The following is a 26,312-nucleotide window of genomic DNA, read 5'->3' as shown; positions in this document are numbered from 1 at the left end:
TATGAAAGGAATCCGATTGAACAGGGGGCGCTTATTCCCACTGCTGCTGGTAATGCTGGCAGCTATGTGTGGTCAGGCTTTTGCTGCCGGCCAGACATCTGAACCCGCCGATACGCCTGATAAATGGTTAGAAACCATGATTCAGGCCACTCAAAATCTTACCTATCGCGGACACTTTGTTTACCAACAGGGTGCTACCCTAGAAACCCTGGCAGTAACGCATACGCTTCAGAAAGTAAATGGCAAGTCAGAGGAACTGGAAAGAATTGCCTTTCTTGATGGACTGCCCAGAGAAATGGTTCGTCAGGGAAGCAATATTACTTTCACCAGTGCCGGAAGAGAGCCAGCAAGATTTGAGCATGAGTCTCTGGTTCCCATGGTGGGTCGTTTTACCTCCGGTCACTTTGATAAGCATTATAAGCTGAAGCCCGCTGCTCTGGATCGGGTAGCTGATCGTGAGACTGTACAGCTTCTGGTAGTGCCGACAGATCGTTTCCGGTATGGCTACCAGTTATGGCTGGATCGTCGAACCGGTCTTTTACTCAAGTCTGTCATGGTGGACAGTGAAGGCAGGATCATTGAGAGAATGCAGTTCACCCACCTTGAGTTTCCCGGGGAGTTAACCCGGGATGAGCTGGAGCGTTTAAAGCGTAAACTGCCAGAATCAGCAGACAAGAATGTAGTAAAACTGAACAGCGACTCGGTTCCAGAGAAAGTTGAATGGAATTGGGAAGCAGGCTGGGTGCCGGAAGGTTTTTCGCCTAGAGGTCACAGCAGTCGAAATTCAGCCGTAAGCAATCAGAAGGTTGATACGTTGAACTTCTCTGATGGTCTGGCGAGTTTTTCAGTTTTTGTTGAGCCGGATGAAACTCGGGTATTGAGTCAGGCAACCGAGCAGATTGGTTCTATGGCGGCAGTTTCCAAAGTGTTTCGTAACGGTGAAAAATATTTTCATGTCACTGTCCTGGGTGAGATTCCTCTGGGTACTGCCGAGAGAATCGCGGTTTCAGTTCGCCCCAGGGAACAGAGTCAGCAGGCAGATAAATGATTGAGGAAGAAGGCAGGGTTGTGGCCGTTGAGCAGGACGCTGTGTGGGTAGAAACTATTCGCAAAAGCACCTGCTCCAGTTGCAGTGCACGTAATGGCTGTGGTCAGAATTTGTTGGAGAAGTACCGGGCCAGCAAGCAGCAGTCTTATATTCGGGCAAGCAATAACTTCCTGGTTGCAGAGAGCGACCAGGTGGTGGTTGGTATCCCTGAAAGTGCCCTGATGAGAGCTTCTCTTCTGGTTTATCTTATGCCGTTGATATGTATGATGGGTTCACTCTGGTTGGCCAGTGCTGTCGGCTGGAATGAACTGCTTATCGCTTTGTCTGCTACGGCAGGCCTGGCTGCCGGGTTTATACCTGTGCGTATGCTGGGCCAATCAACCAGCGACATGTGTCGCGTTAAAGTGATTAAGGTGCTGCCCCGGAAGGTGGTCGGACCTGAGTTAATAACAACCAGTCAGTCCTGGTCCGCTTAATCGTCCAAATCATTCATTCACACAATACTCCATTCTGGGCTCCTGGCCACAGGATGTAAGGAGAAGTCAGGTTCATGAACAGGGTCAACCTTCTCTTCAGGAACTTTATTTATTTTCTGAGTCTTTCGCTGCTTTCGGTACAACTGGTTCAGGCCAGTGATCTTCCGGACTTTTCCCGGTTGTTTGAGGATGCCTCGCCGGCTGTAGTCAATATCAGTACACTATCAACCCCGAAGCGGGGGCGCAGCCAGGTCTATGGCCCGGGTGGTGAAGAACTGCCGGAGATATTTCGTCGTTACTTTGGTGTACCTATGCCAGAGGCGCCTTCTGGCAAGCCTCAGCCTATGTCGTTAGGGTCCGGATTTATCATCTCAAAGGATGGTTACATTCTGACGAATAATCATGTGGTTGAAGGGGCAGAAAAAATTATGGTGCGATTGCATGATCGCAGTGAAAAGGTTGCTGAGCTGATTGGTGCCGATAAACGCTCTGATTTGGCTCTGCTGAAAATCGAGAGTAACAGCAAGCTTCCTGTCGTGAAGATGGGAGATTCAGATGATGTGAAGCCAGGCCAATGGGTGGCTGCTATTGGTTCTCCGTTTAACTTCGAATATTCCATCACCAAGGGTATTGTCAGTGCGCTGAACAGAAGTCTGCCCAGTGATGCTTATGTACCCTTCATTCAAACCGATGTGCCTATCAATCCAGGTAACTCTGGTGGTCCACTGTTCAATATGAAAGGTGAAGTGGTGGGTATCAACTCTCAGATATTTACCCGTTCTGGCGGGTTCATGGGGTTGTCTTTTGCCATCCCTTCCGATCATGTTGAGTGGGCGGTTGAGCAGCTGAAAGAAAAAGGTTATGTCACCCGGGCTTGGCTCGGAGTGGCTATCCAGGAAGTAGATCGTGATCTGGCAGAGTCCTTTGGTCTGGAAAAACCGATGGGTGCTCTGATCAGTCAGGTGGTCCCTGGTGGTCCTGCTGATAAGGCCAAACTGCATCCTGGCGACATTATTACCCGGGTGAATGGTCGCGAGATTATGAGATCGGGTAGTTTGCCTATGGCCATTGGCGTCATTACTCCAGGCGACAAGGCGACGCTGGAGTTGATTCGCGATGGCAAGAAAAAGTCCGTCAAGGTTGAGGTTGGAGAGTTGCCTGATGAACAGAGGCAGCGCGCAGAGCGTCCAACGTCGCCCGATATGAAGAAGAACCGTCTGGGTATTCAGGTGGAAGAGTTGAATGAAGACTATCGCAATAAACTGCGTCTTGAGCAGGACGTCAAAGGCGTTGTTGTTACCGGGGTTATTTCTGGTGTAGCTCGTTCAATAGGTCTTCGTCAGGGGGATGTGGTAACCGATCTGAATAACAATCGAGTTGAGTCCGTCAAGGATTTCAATAAGGTCGTCTCGGGTCTGCCCAAGGATCGTTCTATCTCCATGAGGGTGCTGCGAGGCGGGCAGTCAGGATACATCTCTTTCCGTCTGGCTGAGTAATTTGCAGGCAGCCTGTTACCGATCATGGCAGCAGGCTGTTTTCTGGAAAAACGTCGTTTCATGCCGCTCCCGCTGAAGATACAGCCGGTGTTTCAAGTCTTCAGGGGTGATCTGAATCTTCAGATGCTGTAGAATCTGTCTGAATATACAGCAGCTTCGCGCCTGTCATACAGGTCAGTGAAGACCCTGCAAGCTGAACAACTGTCCTCGTGAAAGAGATTGAACTCTGAGCGGGGACAAATTTTTTGTAGTGATGCAATCGTGAGCGACTTAAGTCATATCAGGAATTTCTCCATTATTGCCCATATCGACCACGGTAAGTCGACATTGGCAGATCGCTTTATCCAGAACTGTGGAGGATTAAGTGATCGTGAAATGCAAGCTCAGGTTCTTGACTCCATGGAACTTGAGCGTGAACGTGGTATTACCATCAAGGCGCAGAGCGTTACGCTGGATTATACCGCTCAAGACGGTAAAACTTACCAGTTGAACTTTATCGACACGCCGGGACACGTAGATTTCTCTTATGAAGTGTCCCGTTCTCTTTCTGCCTGTGAAGGTGCACTGCTGGTAGTTGATGCAGCGCAAGGTGTTGAAGCCCAGTCAGTAGCGAACTGTTACACCGCTATTGAACAGGGGCTGGAAGTGATGCCGGTCCTCAATAAAATGGATCTGCCCCAGGCTGAGCCTGAGCGGGTAGCCCAGGAAATTGAAGAGATTATTGGTATTGATGCTCTGGATGCCGTGCGGTGTTCTGCTAAAAGTGGTCTGGGAATCGAAGAAGTTATTGAACGTCTGGTTCAGACCATTCCGGCTCCGGAAGGTAATATCGACGGTGATCTTCAGGCGCTGATCATTGACTCCTGGTTCGATAATTATCTGGGCATTGTGTCTCTGGTACGCGTTAAAAACGGTACTCTGAAGAAGGGCGACAAGATTCTTGTTAAGTCTACTGGTCAGACTCATGGCGTAGATAATATTGGTATCTTTTCACCCAAAATGATAGCGACCGGCGAGCTGAAAGCCGGTGAAGTAGGTTACGTTATTGCCGGTATCAAGGACATCCACGGTGCCCCTGTGGGTGATACCCTGACAATGGCAAAAACACCGGATGTTCCGGAACTGCCTGGTTTTCAGAAGGTCAAACCACAGGTTTATGCCGGTTTGTTCCCGGTAAGCTCTGATGATTTTGAATCATTCCGTGAAGCGCTGGAAAAATTGAGCCTGAACGATGCTTCCCTGTTCTACGAGCCAGAAAGCAGTGACGCATTGGGTTTTGGTTTTCGTTGTGGCTTCCTGGGCATGCTGCACATGGAGATCATCCAGGAACGACTGGAGCGTGAATACGATCTTGACCTGATTACCACAGCGCCAACAGTAATCTATGAAGTTGAGATGAAAAATGGTGATCTGGTTGAGGTTGATAACCCATCCAAATTGCCTGATCCAGCCGGTATTCAGGAAGTCAGAGAGCCTATTGTTCAAGCCAATATTCTGGTGCCACAGGATTATCTGGGTAATGTAATTACCCTGTGTGTTGAGCGTAGAGGTGTTCAAAAAGACATGCAGTTCACTGGCACTCAGGTGGCGATCACCTATGATATGCCCATGAACGAGGTCGTACTGGACTTCTTTGATCGGCTGAAGTCCGTCAGTCGGGGTTTTGCTTCACTGGACTACAGTTTTGATCGTTTCGAAGCCGCTAACATGGTGAAACTGGATATTCTGATTAATGGTGAGAAAGTTGATGCTCTGGCATTGATTGCTCATCGGGATCATGCGGTTTCCCGTGGACGTTCACTGGCTGAAAAAATGAAAGAGATCATTCCACGACAGATGTTTGATGTAGCTATTCAGGCTGCTGTGGGTGGTCAGATTTGTGCAAGAACCACTGTTAAGGCTCTGCGCAAGAATGTAACGGCCAAGTGTTACGGTGGTGATGCCTCTCGTAAGCGGAAACTGCTTGAAAAACAGAAAGCAGGTAAGAAGCGGATGAAGCAGGTAGGTCGGGTTGAAATTCCTCAGGAAGCTTTCCTGGCTGTATTGAAGGTTGATAAATAAAAGAGGATTCGCCTGCCTTTGCTGGCAGGCTTTTCTGGAAGTGCTAACTTCTCCTGTTAAAACAGTGATGTCATCTGTTTTAACAGATTATCGGTACAATAGAGAACGGGTTTCTGAGAACAAATAACCATGGATATTAATTTTCCCCTGCTGCTGGTGCTGGCGGTTTTTATAACAGGTCTGATTGCACTGTTCGACAGGCTGGTTCTGTTGCCCAAAAGAAAAGCAGCGATAGAGAGTTTCAAGTCCAGTACAGGTTCAGAACCTGATCAGGATGCACTGGCAAAGTTGGAGAAAGAGCCCAGTATTATTGAAACCTCCAAGTCTATCTTTCCGGTCCTGGCCCTGGTGCTGGTGCTGAGATCTTTTCTTTTTGAGCCGTTTCAGATTCCTTCTGGTTCCATGATTCCGACCCTTCAGGTGGGCGACTTCATTCTGGTGAACAAGTTCGATTACGGGCTTCGTCTGCCAGTGATTGGCACTAAAGTGGTCTCCATCAACGAGCCTCAACGAGGTGATGTGATGGTCTTCAAGGAGCCTGCAAACCCGAATATCAACTTTATCAAACGAGTGATTGGTATACCGGGCGACAAAGTTCGTTATATGAACAAGAAACTGACCATTAATGGTCAGCCAGTTCCTGAGAAGTACATCGCAGAACTGAGAGATGAAGGTGGGCCTTATCAGCTGTTTGAAGAAACTATTGATGGTAAAAACCACCAGATTCGCAAAGATTTAGGGCTCAGAAGTCTGCGTGCTGAAGGTGTCTGGGTGATTCCGGAAGGACAATACTTCATGATGGGTGATAACCGGGATCGTAGTAACGACAGTCGTTACTGGGGGACTGTGCCTGAAAAAAATATTGTGGGTAAGGCTATTTATATCTGGATGCACTGGCCAACCTGGACCCAGCTGCCCAGCTTTAAAAATAATGGCACAATAGAGTAATATTTTTTTCGGCCTGGCGCTGCCCGCTTTTAGCGGGCAGAAGTCGTCTTGGTATTGGAGAAAATCAGAGTGCTCTTTATCATTTCAGAAAGCTTTGAGTCTATGTCTGAATGCAGGATTCAGGTTTCTCTGAAATAGTAAAAAGTATTTTTGCAGGAAAATGGCCGTGATGCTTTCTGTCAGGAGGCTAGCCAGGAAATAATAATAACCCGGCGGGAGGGAGAATGACCGTTGCAAAAAGCAGACAAAAAGGACTGAGTACTTTGGGCTGGCTGGTAGCTATACTGGTCGGTGGTTTTATGATCATGTTGACTTTCAAGGTGGCGCCCATCTATCTGGATGATTATGCCATATCGAAAGTGTTAACTTCCATGGATACCAAGACTGGTGTCAAGGAAGCAGGTGTTCCGCAAGTCAGAGAATGGCTCAATAAAGGGCTGATGACCAACCGGATCAAATTGGCCAAGGGAGAATCAAAGGTTCTCCGGGACGAGGGTAAGTCGGTAGCGGTCGAAATTGATTATGAACGCCGTGTGCACCTGATGTACAACATTGATCTCGTATTAACTTTTGAACATAACTGGAACGCTAAATCTCAGTGAAGACTGATGAACTTGCCCGGCTGGAACGCCGGCTGGGCTATACATTTTCTGATCGCAGCCGGCTGGAGCTGGCTCTGACTCACAGAAGCTGTGGCAGCCGTAATAATGAACGTCTCGAATTTCTTGGAGACTCCATTGTTAACTTTGTGATCGCCGAAGCTCTGTTCGAGCGTTTTCCCGATGCCCGGGAAGGTCAGCTTAGTCGTTTGCGTGCCCGTATGGTGCGGGGTGCGACACTGGCGGAAATTGGTCGTGAGTTTCAATTGGGAGACTGTCTGCGGTTGGGTTCGGGTGAGCTGAAAAGTGGTGGTTATCGCCGCGAATCTATTCTGGCTGATGCGGTAGAGGCCATCATTGGAGCCATCTATCTGGATGCTGGCATGGAAGCTTGCCGTGAGCGTATTCGCAGCTGGTTTACTGATCGACTGGCAGGGCTTTCTACAACGGATCAACAAAACAAAGATCCAAAGACCCGCCTGCAGGAGTTTCTTCAGGCTCGTCAGAATCCTCTGCCTAAATACCGGGTGTTGAACATCGAAGGCGATGCTCATGATCAGGTGTTTACTGTTGTCTGTGAGCTGGAAAGTCTGGATCTCAGCAGTGAGGGTCAGGGACCAAGTCGTCGTGGGGCAGAGCAACAGGCTGCCCGTTTTGCATTGGAAAAACTGGGAGTAGACAGCCAATGAACTCAGCCGTGACCGGATCTGAAGCAGTAACTGAAGGTCAGCGATGTGGCTATGTGGCTATTGTCGGACGCCCCAACGTAGGTAAATCAACGCTTCTGAACCATGTACTGGGGCAGAAGCTGTCCATTACTTCCCGTCGCCCCCAGACGACCCGTCACCAGGTTCTGGGCATCAAGACGGAAGACAATGTACAAACCATTTTTGTGGATACTCCGGGTATGCACAAGGCAGAAAAAAAGGCGATCAACCGTTATATGAATCGTGCTGCCAGCAGCGCCCTGACCGGTGTTGATGCGGTCGTTTTTGTGGTGGACCGTCTGATCTGGACTGAAGAAGATCAGCTGGTGCTCAGTAAGCTGAGTCATGCTAAATGCCCTGTTATTCTCGTTTTGAACAAGGTCGATCGTCTCAAGGAACGCAAGGAAGAACTGATGCAGTTTCTTCAGGAAGTGTCTGGAAAGGCGGATTTCAAAGCGATTATGCCTGTTTCAGCCTTGCACGGTCATAACCTGAAAGAGCTGGAAGTCATGATTGATGGCCTGATGCCGGAAGGGATTCATTTTTTCCCGGAAGATCAGGTGACCGATCGCAGTTCCCGCTTCATGGCCTCTGAGCTGGTTCGTGAAAAAATCATGCGTCAGCTTGGTGATGAGCTGCCCTATGAAATGACGGTGGAAATTGAAGAGTTCAAGCAGGAAATGCGTCCAAAAGGACCTCTTTTGACCATCAGTGCTCTGATTCTGGTGGAGCGCACCAGTCAGAAAGCCATTGTTATTGGTGACAAAGGGGCAAGGCTGCGTCAAATTGGCCAGGAAGCCCGTATTGATATGGAGAAGATGTTTGACTCGAAAGTCATGCTGAATCTCTGGGTCAAGGTCAAGGGTGGCTGGTCTGATGATGACCGGGCTCTGAAAAGTCTGGGTTACGACTTCGACTGATGAACGAAATGTGCGCAGCCTGGATGCTGCACAGCAGGCCATACAAGGAACGTTCTGTTATTGCTGAATTTCTGGTGAAAGATCATGGTCGTATTGCCATGGTCATAAGAGGTGTTCGCCAGGCCAAATCCCGCTCTTCAGCTGTGCAGCCCTTCACCCGGGTTTATGTCAGCTGGAGAGGGCGGTCAGAATTGAAAACACTCAATAGCTTTGAAACTGCAGCCGCTATTCATTTAAAGGGTAAGTCACTCTATTGTGGCTTTTATCTGAATGAGTTGCTGATGCGTTCAGTATTGCCTGGTCAGCATATTGAGGGGTTGTATGATCTCTACAGTGTTGTGCTGGAACAGCTTTCCTCGGATGCACCTGTGCAACCCTTGCTGAGAGTGTTTGAGCTGGAATTGCTGGAAATGACAGGCTATGCACCGTCGTTTACTTCTGATGCGGTATCAGGGGCAAGAATTCAGTCTGATCGTCTTTATGAATTCAAAGCTGGAATGGGCTTTTTACCTGTGATGACGCCCAGGGAAAGAGACCGGTCCCGATATTTTTCCGGGGATCTGCTGCTGTCTCTGGCAGAAAGACGTTTTGACAACGTTCAGTATTTTCCGGGTTTTAAACGATTAACCCGTCTGGCAATGGCTCCCCTGCTGGGTGAGAAACCATTGAAAAGTCGGGAATTATTCCGTACCAGGGAGAAGTCTGTCTCATGATTCCTCATAACCGCATCCTGCTGGGTGTGAATATTGATCACATCGCTACTCTCCGTCAGGCTCGTGGGGGGGGCTATCCTGATCCGGTTCAGGCAGCGATTGAGGCTGAGCAGGCGGGTGCCGATGGCATTACCCTGCATCTGCGAGAAGATCGTCGTCATATCCAGGATCGCGATGTCAGATTGATTCGGAATGTCCTGCAGACACGAATGAATCTGGAAATGGCCGTCACTGAAGAGATGCTGTTGATTGCAGAAGGCGTTTTGCCTCAAGCGGTATGCCTGGTGCCAGAAAAGCGTGAAGAACTGACCACTGAAGGTGGGCTGGATGTTGTTGGGCAAATGTCTTCCATCTCGTCTGCCTGTGCTCGAATGGCAAAGGTGGGTATTGAAGTCTCTCTGTTCATTGATCCGGATCTCGCACAGATTAAAGCCTCTGTCGAAGCCGGTGCACCTGTGATCGAACTGCATACCGGCGCCTATGCTGAAGCCCAAACGGCAAAAGTGATGAAAGCTGAGCTGCAAAGGCTGAAAAAAGCCACTGAATTTGCCTTGTCCCAAGGGTTAATTGTTAATGCCGGGCATGGATTGAATTATCAGAACGTTGAGCCTGTTGCAGCTATAGAGGGTATTAATGAACTGAATATTGGTCATTCCATTATGGGGCGAGCATTTTTTACGGGTCTGAAAACAGCCGTTAAAGAAATGCAGACATTAATGCTGAGAGCTGCTCTTCATAAATGATTGCGGGTATCGGTACGGACATCGCCAGTATTGCGCGATTCAAAAAAATACTCGAACGGCGGTCAGATACTTTTGCCCGCCGTATTCTCACAGACTCTGAACTGAGTATCTTTCAATCGCATCCGCAGCAGGCAGCCTGGCTAGCCAAACGATTTGCCGCCAAAGAAGCTGCTTCCAAAGCGTTGGGGACAGGGATTGGCAAGGTTTCATTTCAGCATCTGGAGACCTTCAGTGATGAGCTGGGTGCGCCTCATATGCGTTTTTTAGGGTATGCCCTGGAGCTGCAAACTGAAAGGGGCATCAAGGCGATTCATCTGAGTCTTTCTGATGAGATTGAACACGCCCTGGCGTTTGTCGTACTTGAATGTTAATGAAGATTTGAACCGTCCTGTTCGTACTCTGCGGCCTTGATCCTGAATCCCTCTGGCAGGTCAGGGTGTGACAGGAGCTGTTCACACCCTCTTTAGTCTCCGATTTCTATTGGCAGTCAGTGACGTGCATCAGACAATCACTTCTGCTTCTCTTGATGACTGCCATTCAAGCAGTTCTTTAATGGCTTTAATTACTTCTTCGACGCCATGAATAATGTTGGGCGAATTCAGGTGGGCCGTCTGTTTGAGGCTGGTTTCCAGTTCGAGACAGGCGTCCAGTAATTTCGGTACTGCGCAATAGCGACAGGCACCGTGCAATCTGTGCACTCTCTCCAGTAGAGGGTCGTGGAGGTTATTTCTGAAGCTGTCTTCTATTGTCTTAAGATCATCTGGCAGGCCATCCAGCAGCATGTCCAGCATCTCTCTGGCCAGTTCCTGGTTGCCTGCCGCCAGTTGTATGCTTTTCTCTTCATCAACTGGGGAAGACGTGGGTTGTAGCTGTCCGGGCAATTTCTCCTCCGAAGGCTCGTCAGGTGCCTGAACAGAGTTACCAGTCCAGTGACTGATAGTGGAAACCAGCTGGCGGGTATTCACCGGCTTGGTCATATAGTCATCCATACCGCTTTGCAGAATCTGCTTACGTTCTTCGGGGAGTGCATGAGCGGTAACGGCAATGATGGGAATACGCTTGTATATATTATTAATGTTCCTGATCCGCAGTGTGGTTTCAAGGCCATCGATCTCAGGCATTTGAACGTCCATCAGCACCAGGTCAAAAGCTTTCTGGTGGCAGAGTTCAATAGCTTCAAAGCCATTGTTGGCAGTGGCTACGGACTGGTCCATTTTCAATAGTATGGTTTCAAGCAGCTTCAGGTTGACCGGGTTGTCATCCACGACCAGAATGTCCAGTTGCTTCTCAAAAACCGCTTTGGCTGGCTGCATGACATCCATGCCTTGAGGGCTGTTTGATGTCATGCCCTGTATGGCCAGCAACAGTTTGTTTCTGGCCACGGGTTTAAGCAGGCAGTGAATACCCATGGGCAGGTGTTCTGCATGGCTGCTGCTGCCGGCCATGGCTAAAATCAGAACGGGACTCTGCTGAAGATAATTCTCAGCAAGTCTTATGGTTCGTTGCAGATGGTCGTCACCCTGGCTCAGTAACAGAAGTTCGTGATTGTTATGCTTTTCGATGTAACTTTGCAGCTCTGTCAGTGACTGAAACGAGGTGACAGTCAGGCCCAGGCTTTGTACTTGATGGCCAATGGACAGTCTGGAGAGTTCTTGAGGTTCATAAAGCAATACATGTTTACAGCCTGGTATAGGTTCTGGCTTAAACAGCACATTCTCATCTTTGACGGGCCAGGTTCGAATGGTGAACCAGAAGGTTGAGCCTCTCCCAAGGTCGGAATCGAGACCAATTTCTCCCTGCATTTGTTCAACAAGGCTTTTACTGATGGCCAGACCCAGTCCGGTCCCTCCAGCCTGTCGTGTTCTGCTGGAATCAGCTTGTGAAAAGGCTTTGAAAATACGGGAGTGTTGCTCGGAAGTCAGACCTGATCCTGTGTCGGTGACGGTAAACTTGAGCGTGTGGACATCGGAGTCGTCCACTTGCTCCAGCATTACTCGAATCGCCACACTGCCGTAATTGGTGAATTTAACGGCGTTACTGACCAGGTTGGTTAGAATCTGAGACAGGCGCTGTTTGTCGCCAATAATTTCTTCAGGGGTATCTTCATAAACAAAACTGACCAGTTCCAGTGATTTCTGGTGAGCAGCAGGAGCCATAATAGCCAGAACATCATCGATGACTTCACGGATACTGAGCTGTTGATTATCCAGTTCCAACTTGCCAGCTTCAATTCTGGAAAAGTCGAGAATGTCGTTCAACATGGTCATCAGCCCCTGAGCGGACTTCTCGATGGTAGACAGATATTCCCGCTGTTGTGATTTCAGTTCGGTTTCCAGTAGTAAAGCGGTGTAGCCAGAAATGCCATTCAGGGGCGTACGAATTTCATGGCTCATGTTGGCCAGAAACTCACTTTTACTACGACTGGCTTCAAGGGCTTCTTTACGGGCCAGATCCAGCTCAACATTCTGGATTTCTATAGTCTCAAGTGTTTCCTGCAGCTCATTAGTGGATAGATCTACACTTCTTTGCAGTTCTTCTCGTGAGTGAGTCAACCTCTCCAGCAGTCTATTGATCGCCAGCTCCAAAGTGACATAGATACTCCTGGGAGAAGCATCAAGCCGGCTGGCCAGGTCGTGCGCGTCTATTTCATCCATCGCATCGGCAATGGATTGCATGGGGTTAATCAGAGCGCGCGACAGTTTCATGCAGAGAGAGAAGGCAATACCGATGGCCAGTGCCAATAAGATAATGCCCAGTAGCATGGCTCGGTACTTCTGAATGCGCGTTTCCGAGTAAGCGTATTCCAGTTGTAACCAGCCAATGGTTTCGGATGAATCTCCATTGAGACGAACGACAGGGGCGATTGCCCTGAGAGAGTCGTGTGTAGTGTAAAGAGAAACCGATCCGGGCAGTGGCTGGGCCATGCCAATAGGGAGCAGGTTGGGTCCGGCATGTAATAATTCCCTGCCGTTCCGGTCAAGCAGGCTTACCGCTCTGATATCGGTATCATCCAGTGTCTGAATGGCCAGATCCTGAGTGCTTTGCATTTCACCACTTTCCATGGAGTAAACTACAAGCGTCGCAAGCCTGCGAGTCATTTCCTCGGCCTTGGTGATCAGCTGCTGATCAAGTTCAGTAAAGCGCGCCCAGAGGTAAAGGCTGCACATAAGGACAGAGATGAGAGCACCTGGAAGCAGTGCCAGAACCAGAATCCTGCGCTGAACAGTCTGGGAAGATGTTTTCATAATTAATTATTGTACAGGCTGGATTATTTTCATTTATGCTGGGAGCCGTCAGACCACTGTGCTCGGACAGGCTACTGACGCATCATAAGAGTTATATGTACTTTTTGGAAGTTATGGTTAAGAGATCTTAGAGAAGGAGCGCTATGGATTACCCCACAATCGAGTCCCTGGTAGGCAATACTCCACTGATCCGGTTGCAGAGGCTATCTGCCGGGCGAGGCAATACCATATTGTTGAAAATGGAAGGGAATAATCCTGCTGGATCGGTCAAAGATCGTCCGGCACTCTCCATGATTTCTGAGGCTGAAGCGACTGGAGCGATTAAGCCAGGAGACACTTTGATAGAAGCCACCAGTGGTAATACGGGTATAGCACTGGCCATGGCGTCGGCGATCAAGGGTTATCGAATGATTCTGATCATGCCTGATCATATGAGCGAAGAACGCAGGGCAGCCATGGCGGCTTATGGTGCTGAGCTTAAACTGGTGAGCCGGGAAGCAGGTATGGAAGGTGCAAGGGATCTGGCGCTGGACATGGAAAAGGATGGCCTGGGTGTGGTCCTTAATCAGTTTTCAAATCAGGATAATCCGCTGGCTCATTACACCGGAACGGGGCCAGAAATCTGGCAGCAGACAGGTGGAGAGGTGACCCACTTCGTCAGTTCCATGGGTACTACGGGGACTATTATGGGAACGTCCCGATTCCTGAAAGAGCAAAACCCGAATGTCCAGATTGTTGGCCTGCAACCTGCAGATGGAGCCAGTATTCCCGGTATTCGTCGCTGGCAGCCAGAGTATCTGCCGGAAATATTTGATGACAGTCGTGTAGACAGGGTCATGGATATCAATCAGACCGAAGCCGAAGAAACCATGAAAACTCTGGCGAAAAAGGAAGGTATCTTCTGTGGGGTATCATCCGGTGGTGCTGTGGCAGGCGCATTAAGGCTGGCTGAAGAAGTAGAGAATGCAACGATTGTTTGCATAATCTGCGACCGGGGAGATCGTTATCTTTCTACCGGGGTTTTTAATTCCTGACCCTGCTTTAAGTTACTGTTGGGTGGCTCATCCTTTGAGTCACCATAAAGGCAGAGGGTAGTCTCATAAGCCAGTAAAGATACGATCAAGGGCGGATAGGATACTGTTGCGCTCATATTCTACATTAGCAACTTGTTCGCCTAAGGCTGTGACGGGTACCGAGGCCAATTGAGGGATGATTATGAGCCACTCTTCTTCGTTCACTTCAACCTGAGGATATACTCTCAAAGCATGTTCAAACTGATTTGAATGGCTCAGCGGAGCTACTATTTGGCTCTTTTGGGTGGGTATCAGATCAGATTGCAGGACTATCAAGTAAGGGTATTGCTCTTTGCTATCCCCTGCATTGCGATAAATATCGAACTGACCCATCAAAATAGCCTCATCCCCTCACTGAACAGTCCATGCTTTTCTGCATGCTCATCCAGCTCTTTGGCTGCTTTCCTGTAGAGTTTTTTCAGCTTCTCTTCCTCCAGGCTTTTTACTTCAGCCCTGAGCCCATGTTCTGCCGCAGCGGATATATTTATATTCATATTACGAGCTTGCTGCAGTAAAGCCTCATCGATCGTGACAGTCGTAGTGCTTTTGGCCATGATGATTCATTCCGGATATATATTATTAATAAATATAGATGATAAATACTTTTGTGCCTAAAAGTATTTATCTGACTTTACTTTGATAAAACAGGTTGAGAGGGAGGTGAATACAAGTGTTCTGACATTCAGCTTGTAATCTCCCGTATATTTGTTTGAAAGTGTGACCGGTTTCTCTTGAGTTATAAACAGTAAGTGACGTTTAATAGCTGCCATTAAAGGAATAAAAAAAACAGGGAGTAGACGTCCGATGGATGGCGTACGCAGTTCGGATTCAGCCGTAACCTGCCTGGTTATGCTTGCCCGCTTTCATGGGTTGGCCGCTCAACCAGAGCAGATCAAGCATCAGTTGGGTGATTCAACAAAGGCTATTGAAGCCATTGATATACTCGGTGTGGCAAAGCTTTTAAAACTAAAAGCCCGGCGAGTAGAAACCCACAGCGAAAAACTTCAGGATCTTCCTTTACCCGCTATAGCCCGTCATACCGATGGCCATTACTTTATCATTGCCCGCTTTCATGAGGGCAAGGCGCTGATTCAGGACCCGCTGAAGGATAAGCCAGAAACAGTATCGCTGGATGTTCTGGAAACCCTGTTCACCGGTGAACTGTTCCTCTTTACCAAGCGCTCCATGCTGCCGGGGGGGATGGCGAAGTTTGACTTCAGCTGGTTCATACCCGCCATTCTTAAGCACAAGAAGCTGATTTATGAAGTGTTTCTGGCCTCATTTTTTATTCAGCTATTTGCTCTGATTACCCCTCTGTTCTTCCAGGTCATTATTGATAAGGTACTGGTTAATCAGGCATTAACGACGTTGGATGTGTTGGCCTTTGGTTTGTTGGTGCTGTCTGTCTTTGATATTGTCCTCAATGGTCTGCGGAATTACGTGTTCAGCCACACCACCAACCGGGTGGATGTGGTGCTGGGTTCCCGGCTGTTCAATCATCTATTGCGTTTGCCGGTGGCCTTTTTTCATGCGCGCAGAGTAGGGGATACGGTAGCCCGTGTTCGAGAGTTGGATACGATTCGGGAGTTTATTACCGGTTCTGCACTAACACTCTGCATTGATCTGTTGTTTACGATCATCTTCTTTGTGGTGATGTATTTCTACAGCCCAACGTTGACCTGGATCGTACTGGGTTCGATTCCTTTCTACATTATTCTATCGCTGATCGTCACGCCGATATTACGTGCCCGTTTGAATGAAAAGTTCAAGCGGGGCGCTGAAAACCAGTCCTTTCTGGTGGAATCTGTTACTGGCATGGAAACCATTAAAAGCAGTGCAGTAGAGCCCCAGATGCAGCGAGTCTGGGAAGATCAGCTGGCGGCGTACGTTTCGGCATCCTTCCGGGCTATGAATCTTGGCAATATTGCCAGCCAGACCGCAGGGCTGATTAATAAGGTGGTTACCGTTCTTATTCTCTGGGTGGGCGCTACGCTGGTGATTAATGGCGAACTGTCAGTGGGTATGCTGATTGCTTTTAACATGATTGCCGGTCGTGTCAGCGCTCCTATTCTGAAACTGGTGCAACTCTGGCAGGATTTTCAGCAGGCCGGTATTTCTGTTCAGAGGCTGGGTGACATATTAAACACGCCTACAGAACCTGGGCATGATCCAAACCGTACAACCCTTCCGGCGCTTAATGGTTTCGTCAAGTTTGAGCATGTCAGCTTTCGCTATCAGCCGGATCGACCGGCAGTGCTTAATGGTGTTTCCCTGGAAGTTAAACCCGGTGAAATCATTGGCATAGTCGGTCGATCCGGTTCTGGCAAAAGCACACTGACCAAGTTGGTACAGAGACTATATGTACCTGAGTCTGGTCGTGTTCTGGTCGATGGTGTGGATCTGGCATTGGTGGAGCCAGCCTGGTTACGAAGGCAGGTGGGGGTAGTGCTTCAGGAAAACTTTCTGTTTAACCGCTCTGTTCGGGACAATATAGCCCTGGCCGATCCCGGTGCTTCTATTGAACGCGTTATGGCTGCCGCGAAACTGGCAGGTGCCCACGAATTTATTCTGGAGCTGCCTGAAGGTTATGACACTCAGGTGGGGGAGCAGGGCAGTTCCCTTTCAGGTGGACAGAAACAGCGTATCGCTATTGCTCGTGCACTCCTTACCAATCCAAAAATCCTGATTTTTGATGAAGCCACCAGTGCCCTGGACTATGAGTCCGAGCATATTATTCAGCAGAATATGAAACGCATCAGCCAGGGCAGAACTGTGTTTATTATTGCGCACCGGCTTTCGACCGTACGGGATGCTAACCGGATTATTGTGATGGATAAAGGGCGTATCGTAGAAGAGGGCAGCCATGATCAGCTCGTTAAACTGGGTGGGCACTATGCTCGACTGAATGCTCATCAGCATGGCGTAAGGGAGGCAGTGTAATGATTAAGTCTTTCTTTGAGAAGGCCACAAAAGCTCTGCTGTCCAGAACAGAAAAGCAGGAAGCGCTGCAAAACACTCGACGACAGTTTTTACCCGCTGCATTGGAAGTGGAAGAAACCCAGCCAATCCGGCTAGTCGAGCCATAGTCAAAGCCATTGTGGTGCTCTTTATTATTGCCATCATCTGGGCCTGTGTGGGCAAGATCGATATTGTGGCTACTGCTCAGGGCAAGATAGTACCCGGTGAACGGGTAAAAACCATTCAGCCCATGGTGATTGGAGAAGTACAGGCGATTCATATTCGTGAAGGTGATGAAGTGAAAACCGGTGACCCTCTGGTCACTCTGGTGGGTACTGTCACTGAGGCTGAGCTGGTCAGGCTGACCAAAGAGATGACTGCTTATACTCTTCAGCTGGCACGACAGCAGGCGTTTACTGATTATCTTGATATTGATAGTCACTCAAGACCAGCGGTAATCAATCTGGAGACTTATTACCCACAAGGCATGGTTGAAGGTAACCATGAATTTGAAGAGCAACTGTTGCTGCAACAGATAGAAGATTATGTATCAGCTTCTGAAACCCTTAAGAGTCAGTTAAAGAGCAAAGCCGCAGAACAGCGCACTATAAAGGCCATTGTCACCAAACTGCAAAGGGTTCTGCCTATTATCGAGGAGCGCACCCAGGCGCTGGAAGGTCTGTATAAAAAGAACTACGGATCAAAAGTGCAGTATCTCGAACTGGAACAGCAACGTATCGAGTTGGAAGAAGACATCAAAGCCCAGCAAGCAGCAGTTCAACAGCTGGAAGCCGAGCAGGAAGAGATTCAGAACCAACTCCTCAGCCTCCACGCCCAAACCCGACGCGAAAGCCTGGATCAACAAGAACAACTGCACCGACAGCTCGCCAGTCTGAAACAGGAAAGTATCAAGGCACAGGAATTGCACAATCAACAACTGATCACAGCGCCGTTAGATGGCACCGTTCAGCAATTGCAAATACATACCATTGGCGGTGTCGTACAACCCGCACAGGCACTGATGCAGATCGTCCCAAAAGAAGCAAAGATGGAAGTGGAAGCCTGGGTGCTGAACAAAGATATTGGCTTCGTGCAGGAAGGACAGAAGGCTGAAGTGAAGATCGATACCTTCAACTTCACCAAGTACGGTCAGATATCAGGTGAATTGATCAATATTTCCAATGATGCTGTACCGGATGAAAAGCAGGGGTTGAGATATCTGGCCAACGTTCAGATTGTGAAGGGCTGGATGTTGGTGGAGAAAAGGAAAGTGAACCTGTCGCCAGGAATGAGTGTGGCGGTGGAAATTAAAACGGGACAGCGGCGGTTGATTGAGTATTTTTTGAGTCCGCTTTTGAGGTTTAAGCAGGAGAGTATCAGGGAGCGCTAGCTTTGAGAGGTTGAAATGGAATGATGAAATTTATTGCTGGGTTGAGTAAAAAGCTTTGGCTTTTTATCAAAAAACATAAAGTGTTTTCCTTCTTCGTCTTAACGATAGTAGCGGTTTACTGGTACGTCGATTGGGATGGTGAGAATCGTTTTTCATGGAAGGAAGAGGTAGCTTTGTCGACTGGTGAAGTGGTGTGGGTAAAAAGGGCTGCCTATTTTAAAAAAGGAGGGCAAATTGCAGGGCCTGGGTTTATAGAGGTCAAGAATATGACCTTGAGTATCATAGGTGATGATATATCTGATAAGCCAAAAGAGTGGAGTTCCAGCTTCTTACCTGTTGTTTTTGACAAAAATCCAGAGACTGGTCAGTGGTTTGTGATTGCTACCTGGTATACGACGGATGGCCCTAGAAGAGTGACTCTGCTTGGCCTACCCGATCCAAAATATAAGTACATAGAATTCCGTTATGAACTGGGTGAATGGGTTCCTTATCCTATATCCATGAAATATATCGAACAGAGAACGTCACCTAATATGTTGGTGAGAGTCAGATACAGTGGTGAAAGAAACCTGTCTCTGAAAAAGAAAAAGGAACGATGGTTAAAAAGGCCTAGAGGTGCACCAAAGTATCGGTGTGTCACCGATAAGCCGTATTCACGAGGTGGTTGTGAATTATAAGCAGTAACCCATGAAATACTATTAATAAGGAAGTGAAATAATGACAATAGAAACTAGTGTTTACGCACAACTTGCTTTGCATGTATATAAGACAAATGAGTCGAATACCATTGTTTTGCAAGATGGCTGGCAAATGGATGGGAAGAGGGTAATTGATGAAGAAAGCGACTTCATCGGAGCTGTTTATACGAATGGAACGGAAGTTGTTATTGCCTTCTCGGGTACCGATAATGTTCTCAATGATACTATTGTTGCAAATGCACCACTGGCAACGGGAGCTTATAGTCAGCAGCTAGAGCAAGCCGTTGATTTGTATTTTGCAACCAAGGCAAAATACCCAGACGCAAATATCTCGTTTACCGGCCACTCCTTGGGTGGTGGTCTGGCATCTTTGATGGCTGTGCTGTTTGATAAACCTGCACAGGTTTTTGATCCTGCAAACTTTGAAAATTCTGCCTACTCCCAGCAGGCTATGCTCCAACTCCATGAGTATATGGTGAATTCTGGCTACATCAATGCTGACCCTGCATACAATGAGTACTGGGAGCATTTAAATACGGCCTATTCAGAGTTTAATGGTGATGGTACTTTGACTCGTTCCCACGCTCCAGCGTGGGAATGCATACGTGTGCCGAGCATGTCACACAGCTTGGGGGTGAAAGTCCCCTGTCCAGCCAGATGAGGGCGAAGGACTAGCGAAGCACAAGGTTTGTATCGTGAGATGCAGGCTGAAGGCAGTGTGGAGCAAAACCGCGAGCCGACGAACAGAAATCAGATATGAGGCTGTCTGCGTGAGGACGAGTCAGCGTATGATGACGAAGTCCATACTCATCCGGACATTCAGGCAGTAGATCTGGCGGTTGTGCGGCGAAGGCGGTGTGACTTACCTCGGGAGGTCTGTGTGGTGTCTGATATTTCGGACTGAGGCTATCGTAAGGTGGCCTGATCGCCATACAGAAGTCAGCAGACGGCATAGTAGCTGGCGAATGTCAGTGAAGGCCTGAACGGTACAGAGTGGTGAATAGTTTCTGTTATTCGATACACCGGACGCAGACAAATCCAGCAAACACTGGAACTCATGCCAAGTGGTCACGGCGGAACCGGAGGCTGCGACGTTATGAGGGCTGAGGTTGTGTCGGCATCACAGGATTACGAAAGCCCGGCAAGCGATACAGGCTTGATGGCACGTATCGCCCACCCCAATAATCTGAAGAAAGCCTTTCAGCGAGTAAAACGCAACAAAGGAGCGGCAGGCATTGACCGCATGACAGTGGAAGACCTGTTCACGTATTTACAAGGGCATGGTCGTCAACTGAGGCAGTGTTTGAGCAGAGGGTTGTGGAAACCCACTCCAGTAAGAAGAGTTCTGATTCCCAAGCCGGACGGAGGAGAGCGAAAGTTGGGTATACCAACAGCTCTTGATCGAATGGTGCAGCAGGCAATACAACAAGTATTGCAGGCAGAGTGGGAGCCAAGGTTCTCGGCTTACAGCTACGGATTTAGGCCCTATAGGTCTGCACATCAGGCTATCAGTCAGGCTCAGTTGTATATGAAGGATGGTTACAACTGGGTGGTGGATATTGATTTGTCGAAGTTTTTCGACCGGGTCAACCATGATCGACTGATGGCAAAGTTGGCAGAGCATATAGAGGACAAGGATGTATTGCGTTTGATTCGTCGATTCCTGAAGTCCGGAGTGATGGAAAACGGGCTGGTAAAACCGCAAGCGGAGGGTGTGCCACAGGGAGGTCCCCTGTCTCCTGTACTTTCAAACATAGTATTGGACGAACTTGACAGAACGCTCGAAAATCGAGGTCTGCGATTTGTTCGGTACGCTGACGACTGTCGTGTGTTTGTTAAAAGTAAGAAGGCAGGGGAAAGGGTGATGGCCAGTCTGGTCAAGCTGATCGAGGGTAAAATGAAACTGAAAGTCAATCACACAAAGAGCGCGGTTGATCGGGCATGGAAGCGCCCCTTTCTGGGGTACAGTTTTACCCGAGACGGCAGGAAAACCCTTGCGACAAAGAGTGGCAAGCGCTTCAAGGATAAAATCAGACAGCTAACCCGAAAGGGAGGTCGATCCCTTGAGCAGAGGCTGGAAGGACTCAACAGGTACTTGCAGGGATGGAAGAACTACTTCCGAGAAGTAGAAACCCGCACAGAGTTTGAACACTTTGACTGTTGGATAAGAAGGCGGTTGCGAAGTCTGCTCTGGTATCAATGGAAGAGAAGCCCAAAGCGGTACAAGGAACTGCGAAAGCAGGGAATCAGTGACAAACTGACAAGGCAAACGGTAGCTTCAGGAAAAGGACATTGGCGAGTGAGCCGGAGTCCTGCGTTACACATGGCGCTACCCAATAGTTGGTTTGATAAGTTAGGTTTAATCAGATTGTTGGCCGCTTAACTGGCCGAAACGCCCAGTACGGACCCGTATGCTGGGTGTTGTGGGAGGAGCGTAGCCGTGAGGCTACGCCCTATCCCGATCTGACTAATAAAACACTCGGAATAAGAAATGGGTAGAAGTCGATATAAATTCACTCAACCGGATCAACCGCATTTTATGACGTTAACCGTACTGCACTGGATCTCTGTTTTTACCAGGCCAGAGACTGTCGCCATACTACTGGACTCAATGAGACATTTGATGAGCCAAGGCATGAAAATACATGCCTATGTGATTCTTGAAAATCATCTACACATTCTGGCGCAGAGTCCAGAGTTGGATAAAGATATAGCAAAATTTAAAGCTTACACCGCCAAGCAGTTAATCCAGTGGCTGAGTGAGAGAAAAGCAAAAACAGTACTCGACCAGCTGGCTTTTTACAAGAAGGCGTATAAAAATGACAGGGCTTTTCAGTTCTGGCAGGAAGGTGTTCACCCCGAGTTAATCCAGGGTGAAGTTACGATGAGACAGAAAGTGGAATATATTCATCAAAACCCGGTGAAGCGTGGTTATGTGGATAGAGCAGAACACTGGCGTTATTCCAGCGCGAGGAATTACCTTGGTGTTGAGGTTTGTTAGAGGTGGATCGGTTATGGTGAGTTTAGGTATGCATTCCCACGCTGGAGCGTGGGAACGAGTCATTCAACAACGTACTCAACAGCATGAAAGACTTTCTCCCATGAAGTACTGAAACTACTGGCAACCTCTTTCCACGATAACTTTTTTGCCCAATGTGCGAGGAACTGCATGTAAACTTTGGTCAGCTCCTTCTTGCCATCAGCCCATGGAACCTGTTCAACCTTTACACCACATGAATTGCATTCCACCCGTCGCATTATGTAGAGCAGGAAAACCCTGATGCCCCAGAGAGGGATAAACTCGAAGCGACGTTCAGCAAGATGATCATAGCCAGGAGCAGGCTTCTGGCATCCTGAGCAGATAGCGTGACTGTTCTTTCGTGGAACAACGGTTACATTGAATACTTCAGAACCTTGATAGAAGCCGAGCTTTACATCTTGATAAACAAATGACTTGAGTTTATGAACTTTATTGAGGATAGTTTTAATCAGCATCAGTGGTCACTTTTGTTGTTTTTTTGTCCATCAACAAAAAACTATCAAAAGTTTGCTACTGATGCTTTTATCTCAAAATCTGTTCATTTTTACCCACAGTTATCCCTGAAGAGCCTTAAATATAAAGGTGAAATTTATGTATTTGCTTTAGTGAAGAGATATCCTGGTAAATACTTGTGGAGTGGTTCAAGTGTGAGTATTTTGCATGCTAAATCGCTAATTAAAGGTGATATAGGTAACTATCATCGGTGCAGAGTGTTTTTCGAATGAAAATACTGTTAATTAAAAAGATATTAGTTGAAAAGGAATTTTATTGTGTCGTTTACATTTAATATAACTTCAAAAAGCTATATTGAAACAAGAAATAGTGAGATAAAAATACAAGAAAATGCCCCCTTGTTTAAAAATAGCCCAGCTAGAGAAATTGATCTTTCTGCACATTATGATGGTAAAAAAAATCTTGCAGTAGGATACGGTTTTGATTTTCTTGTTAGAAGTGTTGAATCAATTAATAATACGCTTTCTTCTGTTGGTGCAGAGACATTAAATAATGAACAAGTTGCGATACTAAATAAAGCCAAAGATCTAAGTGCTATTAATGGTAAGTCTGGTAGTGCTAGTGAATTACACGCTATTGCTATATCTCTGGGCTTGAATCTGGATGAAAATAGCAGTGCAGAATTCTTGTATAGGACGATATTGGATAAAACAATAGTGGATAATGGATTTAATATATCCTCACCTTTATCTAATGAAGAAAAATACACAGAGATCATGAAGGTTTTTGCGAAGGATATGAATTACTTACTTCCTTCCTTCTGAGCAAGTTGCAACACAACTTCTAAATAAGGTTGTTGATAGCTATGAAAAGTCATTGGATAAGCAAATGGCTGGATTTGTTGTTCCGGAATCTAATGAGCGGGCTGCAATAATTTCTGCTATGTATCAATTTGGTACAGAAGGTATACCAACAACTTTAAATCTTTTGAAAAGTGATGCTGGATTAATACAATAAGTGCAATCGACTGATATTTCAGATGTGAGCCAGCTGCTGGTACATTCTGTAGCTCTCACACTCAGAAATGGAAGTCAGGAATGAATACACAAACCAAACTATACAAGCAACTGACTCAGGGGCAACGATACCAGATCGAAGCTCTTCTTGGGACAGGTCTTACGCAGAAAGAGATTGCAGAGAGAATTGGCACCAGTGCAGGCACCTTATCTCGGGAGCTTCAACGCAATACTGATGGCAACGGTTATTGTGCCGAGACAGCTCACAGTATGGCTATTCATCGTAGAGTGTCAGCCAGAAAATACAGTAAAGTCGATGAACGACAAATGCCGATTATAGAAAATGGTCTGCTGCTTGGCTGGTCACCTGAGAACATCAGCTGCAGGATGAAAATCGAGATCCCTGAAATCACCTTGAGCCATACCACTATTTACGCTCGTATCGCTGATAACAAGGCCAGCGGAGGCACACTGTACAAGAAGCTGCCTCGTTTTGGAAAGAGACGCTGCAAGGGCGGTAAACGCAAGGCGGGACGTTCCCTGATACCCAATCGCGTTGATATTACTGAACGTCCTGAGGTTGTAGATCTTCGGTCTCGCCTGGGAGACTGGGAAGGTGACACGGTATTTGGACAGGACGCTCACCTGGTGACATTGGTTGACCGAAAAAGCCGCTTCACACTGATTGATAAAGTGGACAACAAGCAAGCAGAAACGGTTGCAGATAGCATGATTAAATTGCTGGGACGGGTATCATCTGTTTGCACCATCACACTGGATAACGGGGGTGAGTTTGCCGCTCATGAAAAGGTAGCTAAAGCAGTGAGTGCTGATGTATTTTTTGCCAAGCCTTATGCCAGTTACCAGAGAGGAACGAACGAGAATACTAATGGCATCATCCGTCGAACCTGGCCTAAGAAAATGGCTCTCGGGGGTCTGACAGCAGCAGAGATTCGAGAAACTGAATTGTTAATCAATACCATGCCGAGAAAAGTATTAGGTGGGCGAACTCCGCTCGAAGTCTACACCGGGGAGTTGCTTGCACTTATTGCTTGAATCCAGCGTCGCTTGTCTTGAAATTGCAGAAATGACGAGTTTGGTAAGAAAATTACGATGAAACTGACAAATCAGAAAGCCTATTGATCGATTATTCAAATATCTGGCTTATGAAGGCTGAACTTCGAACAGAAAAGAGCATTTTCCGTTCGGGCACTAGATAGATATGGTCGAGACACGTTACAGCTCGACCTTAAACCCTACACAAGAGTGGCGTAAGACATACTTCGGTATGCAGCCGTGTTGACGGTGTAGATAAACCCAGATAATCAGTGATTGTCGTAGGTTTTTAGTAGCGGTGAGTCAATTGTATCAGTTTATCCCATTCAGCAAGGATTGCCGCTCAGGAGTCTTCAATTGTATCAGTCGGGTGTGAATAATAAACAGTGTAAGCAGTCCGACATTATCTATGGTAATCATCATCATAGAAGGCACAATGTTGCCAATGTACGAGCCGAGGGTGTCATCGCCGTTCAGCCAGTCAAACGTAAAGTGCGCTATAAAAAAGAGGTTGCAGACTTCATCCAGCACCAGCCAGCCGTAGCTGCTCAGGGGGACAGGTAGTTTTCTTCGGTAGTGGGCAACATAGTTATGAATAATTTCTGTACCCGGTCCTATGACGGTGGAAACGCCTGATATGTAAGATGAAGCTTTTGATAATGTTTGAAGTTTCTCATTAATAACAGGCTGGGTTGCATTGGAGCAGTTGAGAGGCGTCAGGCCACTGCCTGTGTAATCCGTGTTTTGGGCTTCGTTTGTTCTTGTTTTGTATATCTGTCGCTCATTTTCAGCGATCTGAAATGCATAGTGTGACACCTCTGATTTCAGTTTATCTCTGAACTCAATGAGCTCATCAATATTCCAGTCATTAAAGTCCGCTTCGAATACGGCGGCGGGTAGGTTGAGTGATGCAAAATAAAGAAAGAAGAATAATGCTTTGAGGAAGCCTCGATGCGAGAGCGCTGATCGTTGGCTGAGAAAGTTTGCGAATAACTTCATGTACTTACCAGCCACCTTGAAATCCGTATTTTCTGCCGAAATGGACCAGAGAGGCTGCGGTATAGAGACTGGTTAATACAATCATTGTGGTCGGCACCGCATTGAGTATCTTGTGTAGCAGGTCTTCTTCCTGATTGGTGGCAATGTGGAGATCAAAAAAGGTGTTGCCAAAGGCTGAAGCAATGGGCCAGGTAAAAGCGGTCAAAAGCACGGACTCTTTTTTCACATTAAACGTGATGTGGTGGCGATAGCCTTCGACAGCAGGGCCAATGACTGCAGGGATGGATGCCAGTGCAAGAGTTGTGTAACTGGCCACTTTATAGACCAGTTTCTCGTGCTCTTTGCGTGTGGTATTGGTGCAGTTCTCGGGGTTCTGATACAGGGTTGCATCCCATGTTTCGTAGAGAGGCATGTCAGAATAGTTATTGTTGTATTTAATCAATACTTGCTCTTGTTCCGCCAGTACGATTTTTTGCTGCTCCAGCGTTTCCTGCAGTGCTCTGATTTCTGAAAGGATGGCTGATCTTTCAAATGTTGGGGCAGGCTTTGCGGTTAAAGGAATACCGATCAGTAACCCGCCAAACAAGATGGTAAAGTAGATAATATTACTTGTCTGGAAAAGCTTCATTAGCACCTCGGTTGAGCCCACTCAAGTGATCGCTGGGATGTGTAA

General features: G+C 47.5%; 28 protein-coding genes. 22 read left to right on the top strand and 6 right to left on the bottom strand.

Translation table 11 applies throughout. From position 1 onward, the window contains the following. The first annotated feature begins 16 nt into the window (after positions 1 to 16). From GZ78_RS27320 to acpS, 11 genes are all read left to right on the top strand, one after another. Positions 17 to 1,048 (top strand): MucB/RseB C-terminal domain-containing protein, encoded by a 1,032-nt coding sequence (locus tag GZ78_RS27320; RefSeq protein ID WP_236631519.1) that lies wholly within the window; start codon positions 17 to 19, stop codon positions 1,046 to 1,048. Further along, on the top strand, positions 1,045 to 1,524 hold the full coding sequence (locus GZ78_RS09325) for a SoxR reducing system RseC family protein (protein ID WP_051785994.1): 480 nt from the start codon (positions 1,045 to 1,047) through the stop codon (positions 1,522 to 1,524). The genes GZ78_RS27320 and GZ78_RS09325 overlap by 4 nt, the downstream gene beginning before the upstream one ends. Positions 1,525 to 1,598: 74 nt before the next feature. Continuing rightward, complete coding sequence (locus tag GZ78_RS09320; protein WP_051785993.1) at positions 1,599 to 3,020, top strand: DegQ family serine endoprotease; 1,422 nt, start codon at positions 1,599 to 1,601, stop codon at positions 3,018 to 3,020. Between the two features lie 261 nt (positions 3,021 to 3,281). Further along, complete coding sequence (gene lepA / locus GZ78_RS09315; RefSeq protein ID WP_034834968.1) at positions 3,282 to 5,081, top strand: translation elongation factor 4; 1,800 nt, start codon at positions 3,282 to 3,284, stop codon at positions 5,079 to 5,081. 129 nt (positions 5,082 to 5,210) lie between these two features. Then, the gene (gene lepB, locus GZ78_RS09310; protein ID WP_034834966.1) at positions 5,211 to 6,029 is read left to right on the top strand and encodes a signal peptidase I; all 819 of its coding nucleotides are present in this window, start codon (positions 5,211 to 5,213) and stop codon (positions 6,027 to 6,029) included. Between the two features lie 224 nt (positions 6,030 to 6,253). After that, positions 6,254 to 6,631 (top strand): DUF4845 domain-containing protein, encoded by a 378-nt coding sequence (locus GZ78_RS09305; RefSeq protein ID WP_034834964.1) that lies wholly within the window; start codon positions 6,254 to 6,256, stop codon positions 6,629 to 6,631. Next, positions 6,628 to 7,317, top strand: coding sequence for a ribonuclease III (rnc, locus tag GZ78_RS09300; RefSeq protein ID WP_034834962.1), 690 nt, complete (start codon positions 6,628 to 6,630; stop codon positions 7,315 to 7,317). Before GZ78_RS09305 ends, rnc begins: the two co-directional genes overlap by 4 nt. Then, positions 7,314 to 8,255, top strand: a complete 942-nt coding sequence (gene era, locus GZ78_RS09295) for a GTPase Era (RefSeq protein ID WP_034834961.1) — start codon at positions 7,314 to 7,316, stop codon at positions 8,253 to 8,255. The genes rnc and era overlap by 4 nt, the downstream gene beginning before the upstream one ends. Before the next feature lie 8 nt (positions 8,256 to 8,263). Beyond that, on the top strand, positions 8,264 to 8,968 hold the full coding sequence (recO, locus tag GZ78_RS09290; RefSeq protein WP_161787352.1) for a DNA repair protein RecO: 705 nt from the start codon (positions 8,264 to 8,266) through the stop codon (positions 8,966 to 8,968). Next, positions 8,965 to 9,711, top strand: coding sequence for a pyridoxine 5'-phosphate synthase (gene pdxJ, locus GZ78_RS09285; protein ID WP_034834960.1), 747 nt, complete (start codon positions 8,965 to 8,967; stop codon positions 9,709 to 9,711). The genes recO and pdxJ overlap by 4 nt, the downstream gene beginning before the upstream one ends. After that, positions 9,708 to 10,082 (top strand): holo-ACP synthase, encoded by a 375-nt coding sequence (gene acpS, locus GZ78_RS09280; RefSeq protein ID WP_034834959.1) that lies wholly within the window; start codon positions 9,708 to 9,710, stop codon positions 10,080 to 10,082. Before pdxJ ends, acpS begins: the two co-directional genes overlap by 4 nt. Positions 10,083 to 10,211: 129 nt before the next feature. On the opposite strand, the gene GZ78_RS09275 is transcribed toward acpS, so the two are convergent. Next, positions 10,212 to 12,956, bottom strand: coding sequence for a response regulator (locus tag GZ78_RS09275; RefSeq protein ID WP_034834957.1), 2,745 nt, complete (start codon positions 12,954 to 12,956; stop codon positions 10,212 to 10,214). Positions 12,957 to 13,099: 143 nt separating this feature from the next. On the opposite strand from GZ78_RS09275, the gene cysM reads away from it, so the two are divergent. Continuing rightward, entirely contained in the window at positions 13,100 to 13,990 is an 891-nt protein-coding gene (gene cysM, locus GZ78_RS09270; RefSeq protein ID WP_034834955.1) for a cysteine synthase CysM, read from the top strand. 63 nt (positions 13,991 to 14,053) lie between these two features. Here the strand turns inward: cysM and GZ78_RS09265 are convergent, their stop codons facing one another. Both GZ78_RS09265 and GZ78_RS09260 read right to left on the bottom strand, forming a co-directional pair. Continuing rightward, positions 14,054 to 14,362: a CcdB family protein gene (locus GZ78_RS09265; RefSeq protein ID WP_034834954.1), complete on the bottom strand. Its 309-nt coding sequence runs from the start codon at positions 14,360 to 14,362 to the stop codon at positions 14,054 to 14,056. Continuing rightward, positions 14,362 to 14,583, bottom strand: coding sequence for a type II toxin-antitoxin system CcdA family antitoxin (locus GZ78_RS09260; RefSeq protein ID WP_034834952.1), 222 nt, complete (start codon positions 14,581 to 14,583; stop codon positions 14,362 to 14,364). Before GZ78_RS09260 ends, GZ78_RS09265 begins: the two co-directional genes overlap by 1 nt. Positions 14,584 to 14,833: 250 nt before the next feature. On the opposite strand from GZ78_RS09260, the gene GZ78_RS09255 reads away from it, so the two are divergent. The 7 genes from GZ78_RS09255 to GZ78_RS09230 all read left to right on the top strand — a co-directional run bounded on the left by GZ78_RS09255 (position 14,834) and on the right by GZ78_RS09230 (position 22,076). Beyond that, entirely contained in the window at positions 14,834 to 16,969 is a 2,136-nt protein-coding gene (locus GZ78_RS09255; protein WP_081869762.1) for a type I secretion system permease/ATPase, read from the top strand. Further along, a complete protein-coding gene (locus tag GZ78_RS29405; protein ID WP_161787351.1) occupies positions 16,969 to 17,115 on the top strand; it encodes a hypothetical protein in 147 nt (48 codons plus the stop codon). The genes GZ78_RS09255 and GZ78_RS29405 overlap by 1 nt, the downstream gene beginning before the upstream one ends. 14 nt (positions 17,116 to 17,129) lie before the next feature. Then, a complete protein-coding gene (locus GZ78_RS09250) occupies positions 17,130 to 18,377 on the top strand; it encodes an HlyD family type I secretion periplasmic adaptor subunit (protein WP_051785990.1) in 1,248 nt (415 codons plus the stop codon). Between the two features lie 20 nt (positions 18,378 to 18,397). Further along, a complete protein-coding gene (locus GZ78_RS09245; RefSeq protein ID WP_034834949.1) occupies positions 18,398 to 19,054 on the top strand; it encodes a hypothetical protein in 657 nt (218 codons plus the stop codon). A 40-nt stretch (positions 19,055 to 19,094) separates the two neighbouring features. After that, positions 19,095 to 19,736, top strand: coding sequence for a lipase family protein (locus tag GZ78_RS09240; RefSeq protein WP_034834947.1), 642 nt, complete (start codon positions 19,095 to 19,097; stop codon positions 19,734 to 19,736). A 396-nt stretch (positions 19,737 to 20,132) separates the two neighbouring features. Beyond that, positions 20,133 to 21,458 carry a group II intron reverse transcriptase/maturase gene (ltrA, locus tag GZ78_RS09235; RefSeq protein WP_201772648.1) on the top strand — a complete coding sequence of 442 codons (1,326 nt, stop codon included), beginning with the start codon at positions 20,133 to 20,135 and terminating at the stop codon, positions 21,456 to 21,458. A 108-nt stretch (positions 21,459 to 21,566) separates the two neighbouring features. Further along, positions 21,567 to 22,076 carry an REP-associated tyrosine transposase gene (locus tag GZ78_RS09230; protein WP_034834946.1) on the top strand — a complete coding sequence of 170 codons (510 nt, stop codon included), beginning with the start codon at positions 21,567 to 21,569 and terminating at the stop codon, positions 22,074 to 22,076. Positions 22,077 to 22,135: 59 nt separating this feature from the next. Here the strand turns inward: GZ78_RS09230 and GZ78_RS09225 are convergent, their stop codons facing one another. After that, positions 22,136 to 22,570, bottom strand: coding sequence for a transposase (locus tag GZ78_RS09225; protein ID WP_034834944.1), 435 nt, complete (start codon positions 22,568 to 22,570; stop codon positions 22,136 to 22,138). A gap of 315 nt (positions 22,571 to 22,885) precedes the next feature. Here GZ78_RS09225 and GZ78_RS09220 point away from each other — a divergent pair, with 315 nt between their 5' ends. The 3 genes from GZ78_RS09220 to GZ78_RS09215 all read left to right on the top strand — a co-directional run bounded on the left by GZ78_RS09220 (position 22,886) and on the right by GZ78_RS09215 (position 24,640). Beyond that, on the top strand, positions 22,886 to 23,392 hold the full coding sequence (locus tag GZ78_RS09220) for a hypothetical protein (RefSeq protein ID WP_034834942.1): 507 nt from the start codon (positions 22,886 to 22,888) through the stop codon (positions 23,390 to 23,392). A 52-nt stretch (positions 23,393 to 23,444) separates the two neighbouring features. Beyond that, a complete protein-coding gene (locus GZ78_RS30270; protein ID WP_236631518.1) occupies positions 23,445 to 23,585 on the top strand; it encodes a hypothetical protein in 141 nt (46 codons plus the stop codon). 80 nt (positions 23,586 to 23,665) lie between these two features. Next, a complete protein-coding gene (locus GZ78_RS09215; protein ID WP_034834940.1) occupies positions 23,666 to 24,640 on the top strand; it encodes an IS30 family transposase in 975 nt (324 codons plus the stop codon). Positions 24,641 to 24,952: 312 nt separating this feature from the next. On the opposite strand, the gene GZ78_RS09210 is transcribed toward GZ78_RS09215, so the two are convergent. Both GZ78_RS09210 and GZ78_RS09205 read right to left on the bottom strand, forming a co-directional pair. Then, on the bottom strand, positions 24,953 to 25,639 hold the full coding sequence (locus GZ78_RS09210; RefSeq protein WP_034834938.1) for a hypothetical protein: 687 nt from the start codon (positions 25,637 to 25,639) through the stop codon (positions 24,953 to 24,955). Positions 25,640 to 25,643: 4 nt separating this feature from the next. After that, positions 25,644 to 26,267, bottom strand: a complete 624-nt coding sequence (locus tag GZ78_RS09205) for a hypothetical protein (RefSeq protein ID WP_034834936.1) — start codon at positions 26,265 to 26,267, stop codon at positions 25,644 to 25,646. Positions 26,268 to 26,312: the final 45 nt, after the last annotated feature.

This window comes from Endozoicomonas numazuensis (assembly GCF_000722635.1).
GTDB classification, from domain to species: domain Bacteria; phylum Pseudomonadota; class Gammaproteobacteria; order Pseudomonadales; family Endozoicomonadaceae; genus Endozoicomonas_A; species Endozoicomonas_A numazuensis.
This window is presented reverse-complemented; position numbering and strand designations above follow the sequence as displayed.

Excerpts from the sequence above, each read along its gene's own strand:
- GZ78_RS09230 (WP_034834946.1), top strand. The coding sequence starts at position 21,567 with ATGGGTAGAAGTCGATATAAATTCACTCAACCGGATCAACCGCATTTT.
- GZ78_RS09215 (WP_034834940.1), top strand. The coding sequence starts at position 23,666 with ATGAATACACAAACCAAACTATACAAGCAACTGACTCAGGGGCAACGA.
- GZ78_RS09210 (WP_034834938.1), bottom strand. The coding sequence starts at position 25,639 with ATGAAGTTATTCGCAAACTTTCTCAGCCAACGATCAGCGCTCTCGCAT.
- GZ78_RS09260 (WP_034834952.1), bottom strand. The coding sequence starts at position 14,583 with ATGGCCAAAAGCACTACGACTGTCACGATCGATGAGGCTTTACTGCAG.
- pdxJ (WP_034834960.1), top strand. The coding sequence starts at position 8,965 with ATGATTCCTCATAACCGCATCCTGCTGGGTGTGAATATTGATCACATC.
- ltrA (WP_201772648.1), top strand. The coding sequence starts at position 20,133 with ATGCCAAGTGGTCACGGCGGAACCGGAGGCTGCGACGTTATGAGGGCT.
- recO (WP_161787352.1), top strand. The coding sequence starts at position 8,264 with ATGTGCGCAGCCTGGATGCTGCACAGCAGGCCATACAAGGAACGTTCT.
- GZ78_RS09305 (WP_034834964.1), top strand. The coding sequence starts at position 6,254 with ATGACCGTTGCAAAAAGCAGACAAAAAGGACTGAGTACTTTGGGCTGG.
- GZ78_RS09245 (WP_034834949.1), top strand. The coding sequence starts at position 18,398 with ATGATGAAATTTATTGCTGGGTTGAGTAAAAAGCTTTGGCTTTTTATC.
- GZ78_RS09265 (WP_034834954.1), bottom strand. The coding sequence starts at position 14,362 with ATGGGTCAGTTCGATATTTATCGCAATGCAGGGGATAGCAAAGAGCAA.
- GZ78_RS09320 (WP_051785993.1), top strand. The coding sequence starts at position 1,599 with ATGAACAGGGTCAACCTTCTCTTCAGGAACTTTATTTATTTTCTGAGT.
- GZ78_RS09225 (WP_034834944.1), bottom strand. The coding sequence starts at position 22,570 with ATGCTGATTAAAACTATCCTCAATAAAGTTCATAAACTCAAGTCATTT.
- GZ78_RS09255 (WP_081869762.1), top strand. The coding sequence starts at position 14,834 with ATGGATGGCGTACGCAGTTCGGATTCAGCCGTAACCTGCCTGGTTATG.
- GZ78_RS09205 (WP_034834936.1), bottom strand. The coding sequence starts at position 26,267 with ATGAAGCTTTTCCAGACAAGTAATATTATCTACTTTACCATCTTGTTT.
- GZ78_RS09240 (WP_034834947.1), top strand. The coding sequence starts at position 19,095 with ATGACAATAGAAACTAGTGTTTACGCACAACTTGCTTTGCATGTATAT.
- era (WP_034834961.1), top strand. The coding sequence starts at position 7,314 with ATGAACTCAGCCGTGACCGGATCTGAAGCAGTAACTGAAGGTCAGCGA.
- GZ78_RS09275 (WP_034834957.1), bottom strand. The coding sequence starts at position 12,956 with ATGAAAACATCTTCCCAGACTGTTCAGCGCAGGATTCTGGTTCTGGCA.
- acpS (WP_034834959.1), top strand. The coding sequence starts at position 9,708 with ATGATTGCGGGTATCGGTACGGACATCGCCAGTATTGCGCGATTCAAA.
- GZ78_RS09325 (WP_051785994.1), top strand. The coding sequence starts at position 1,045 with ATGATTGAGGAAGAAGGCAGGGTTGTGGCCGTTGAGCAGGACGCTGTG.
- GZ78_RS29405 (WP_161787351.1), top strand. The coding sequence starts at position 16,969 with ATGATTAAGTCTTTCTTTGAGAAGGCCACAAAAGCTCTGCTGTCCAGA.
- lepB (WP_034834966.1), top strand. The coding sequence starts at position 5,211 with ATGGATATTAATTTTCCCCTGCTGCTGGTGCTGGCGGTTTTTATAACA.
- cysM (WP_034834955.1), top strand. The coding sequence starts at position 13,100 with ATGGATTACCCCACAATCGAGTCCCTGGTAGGCAATACTCCACTGATC.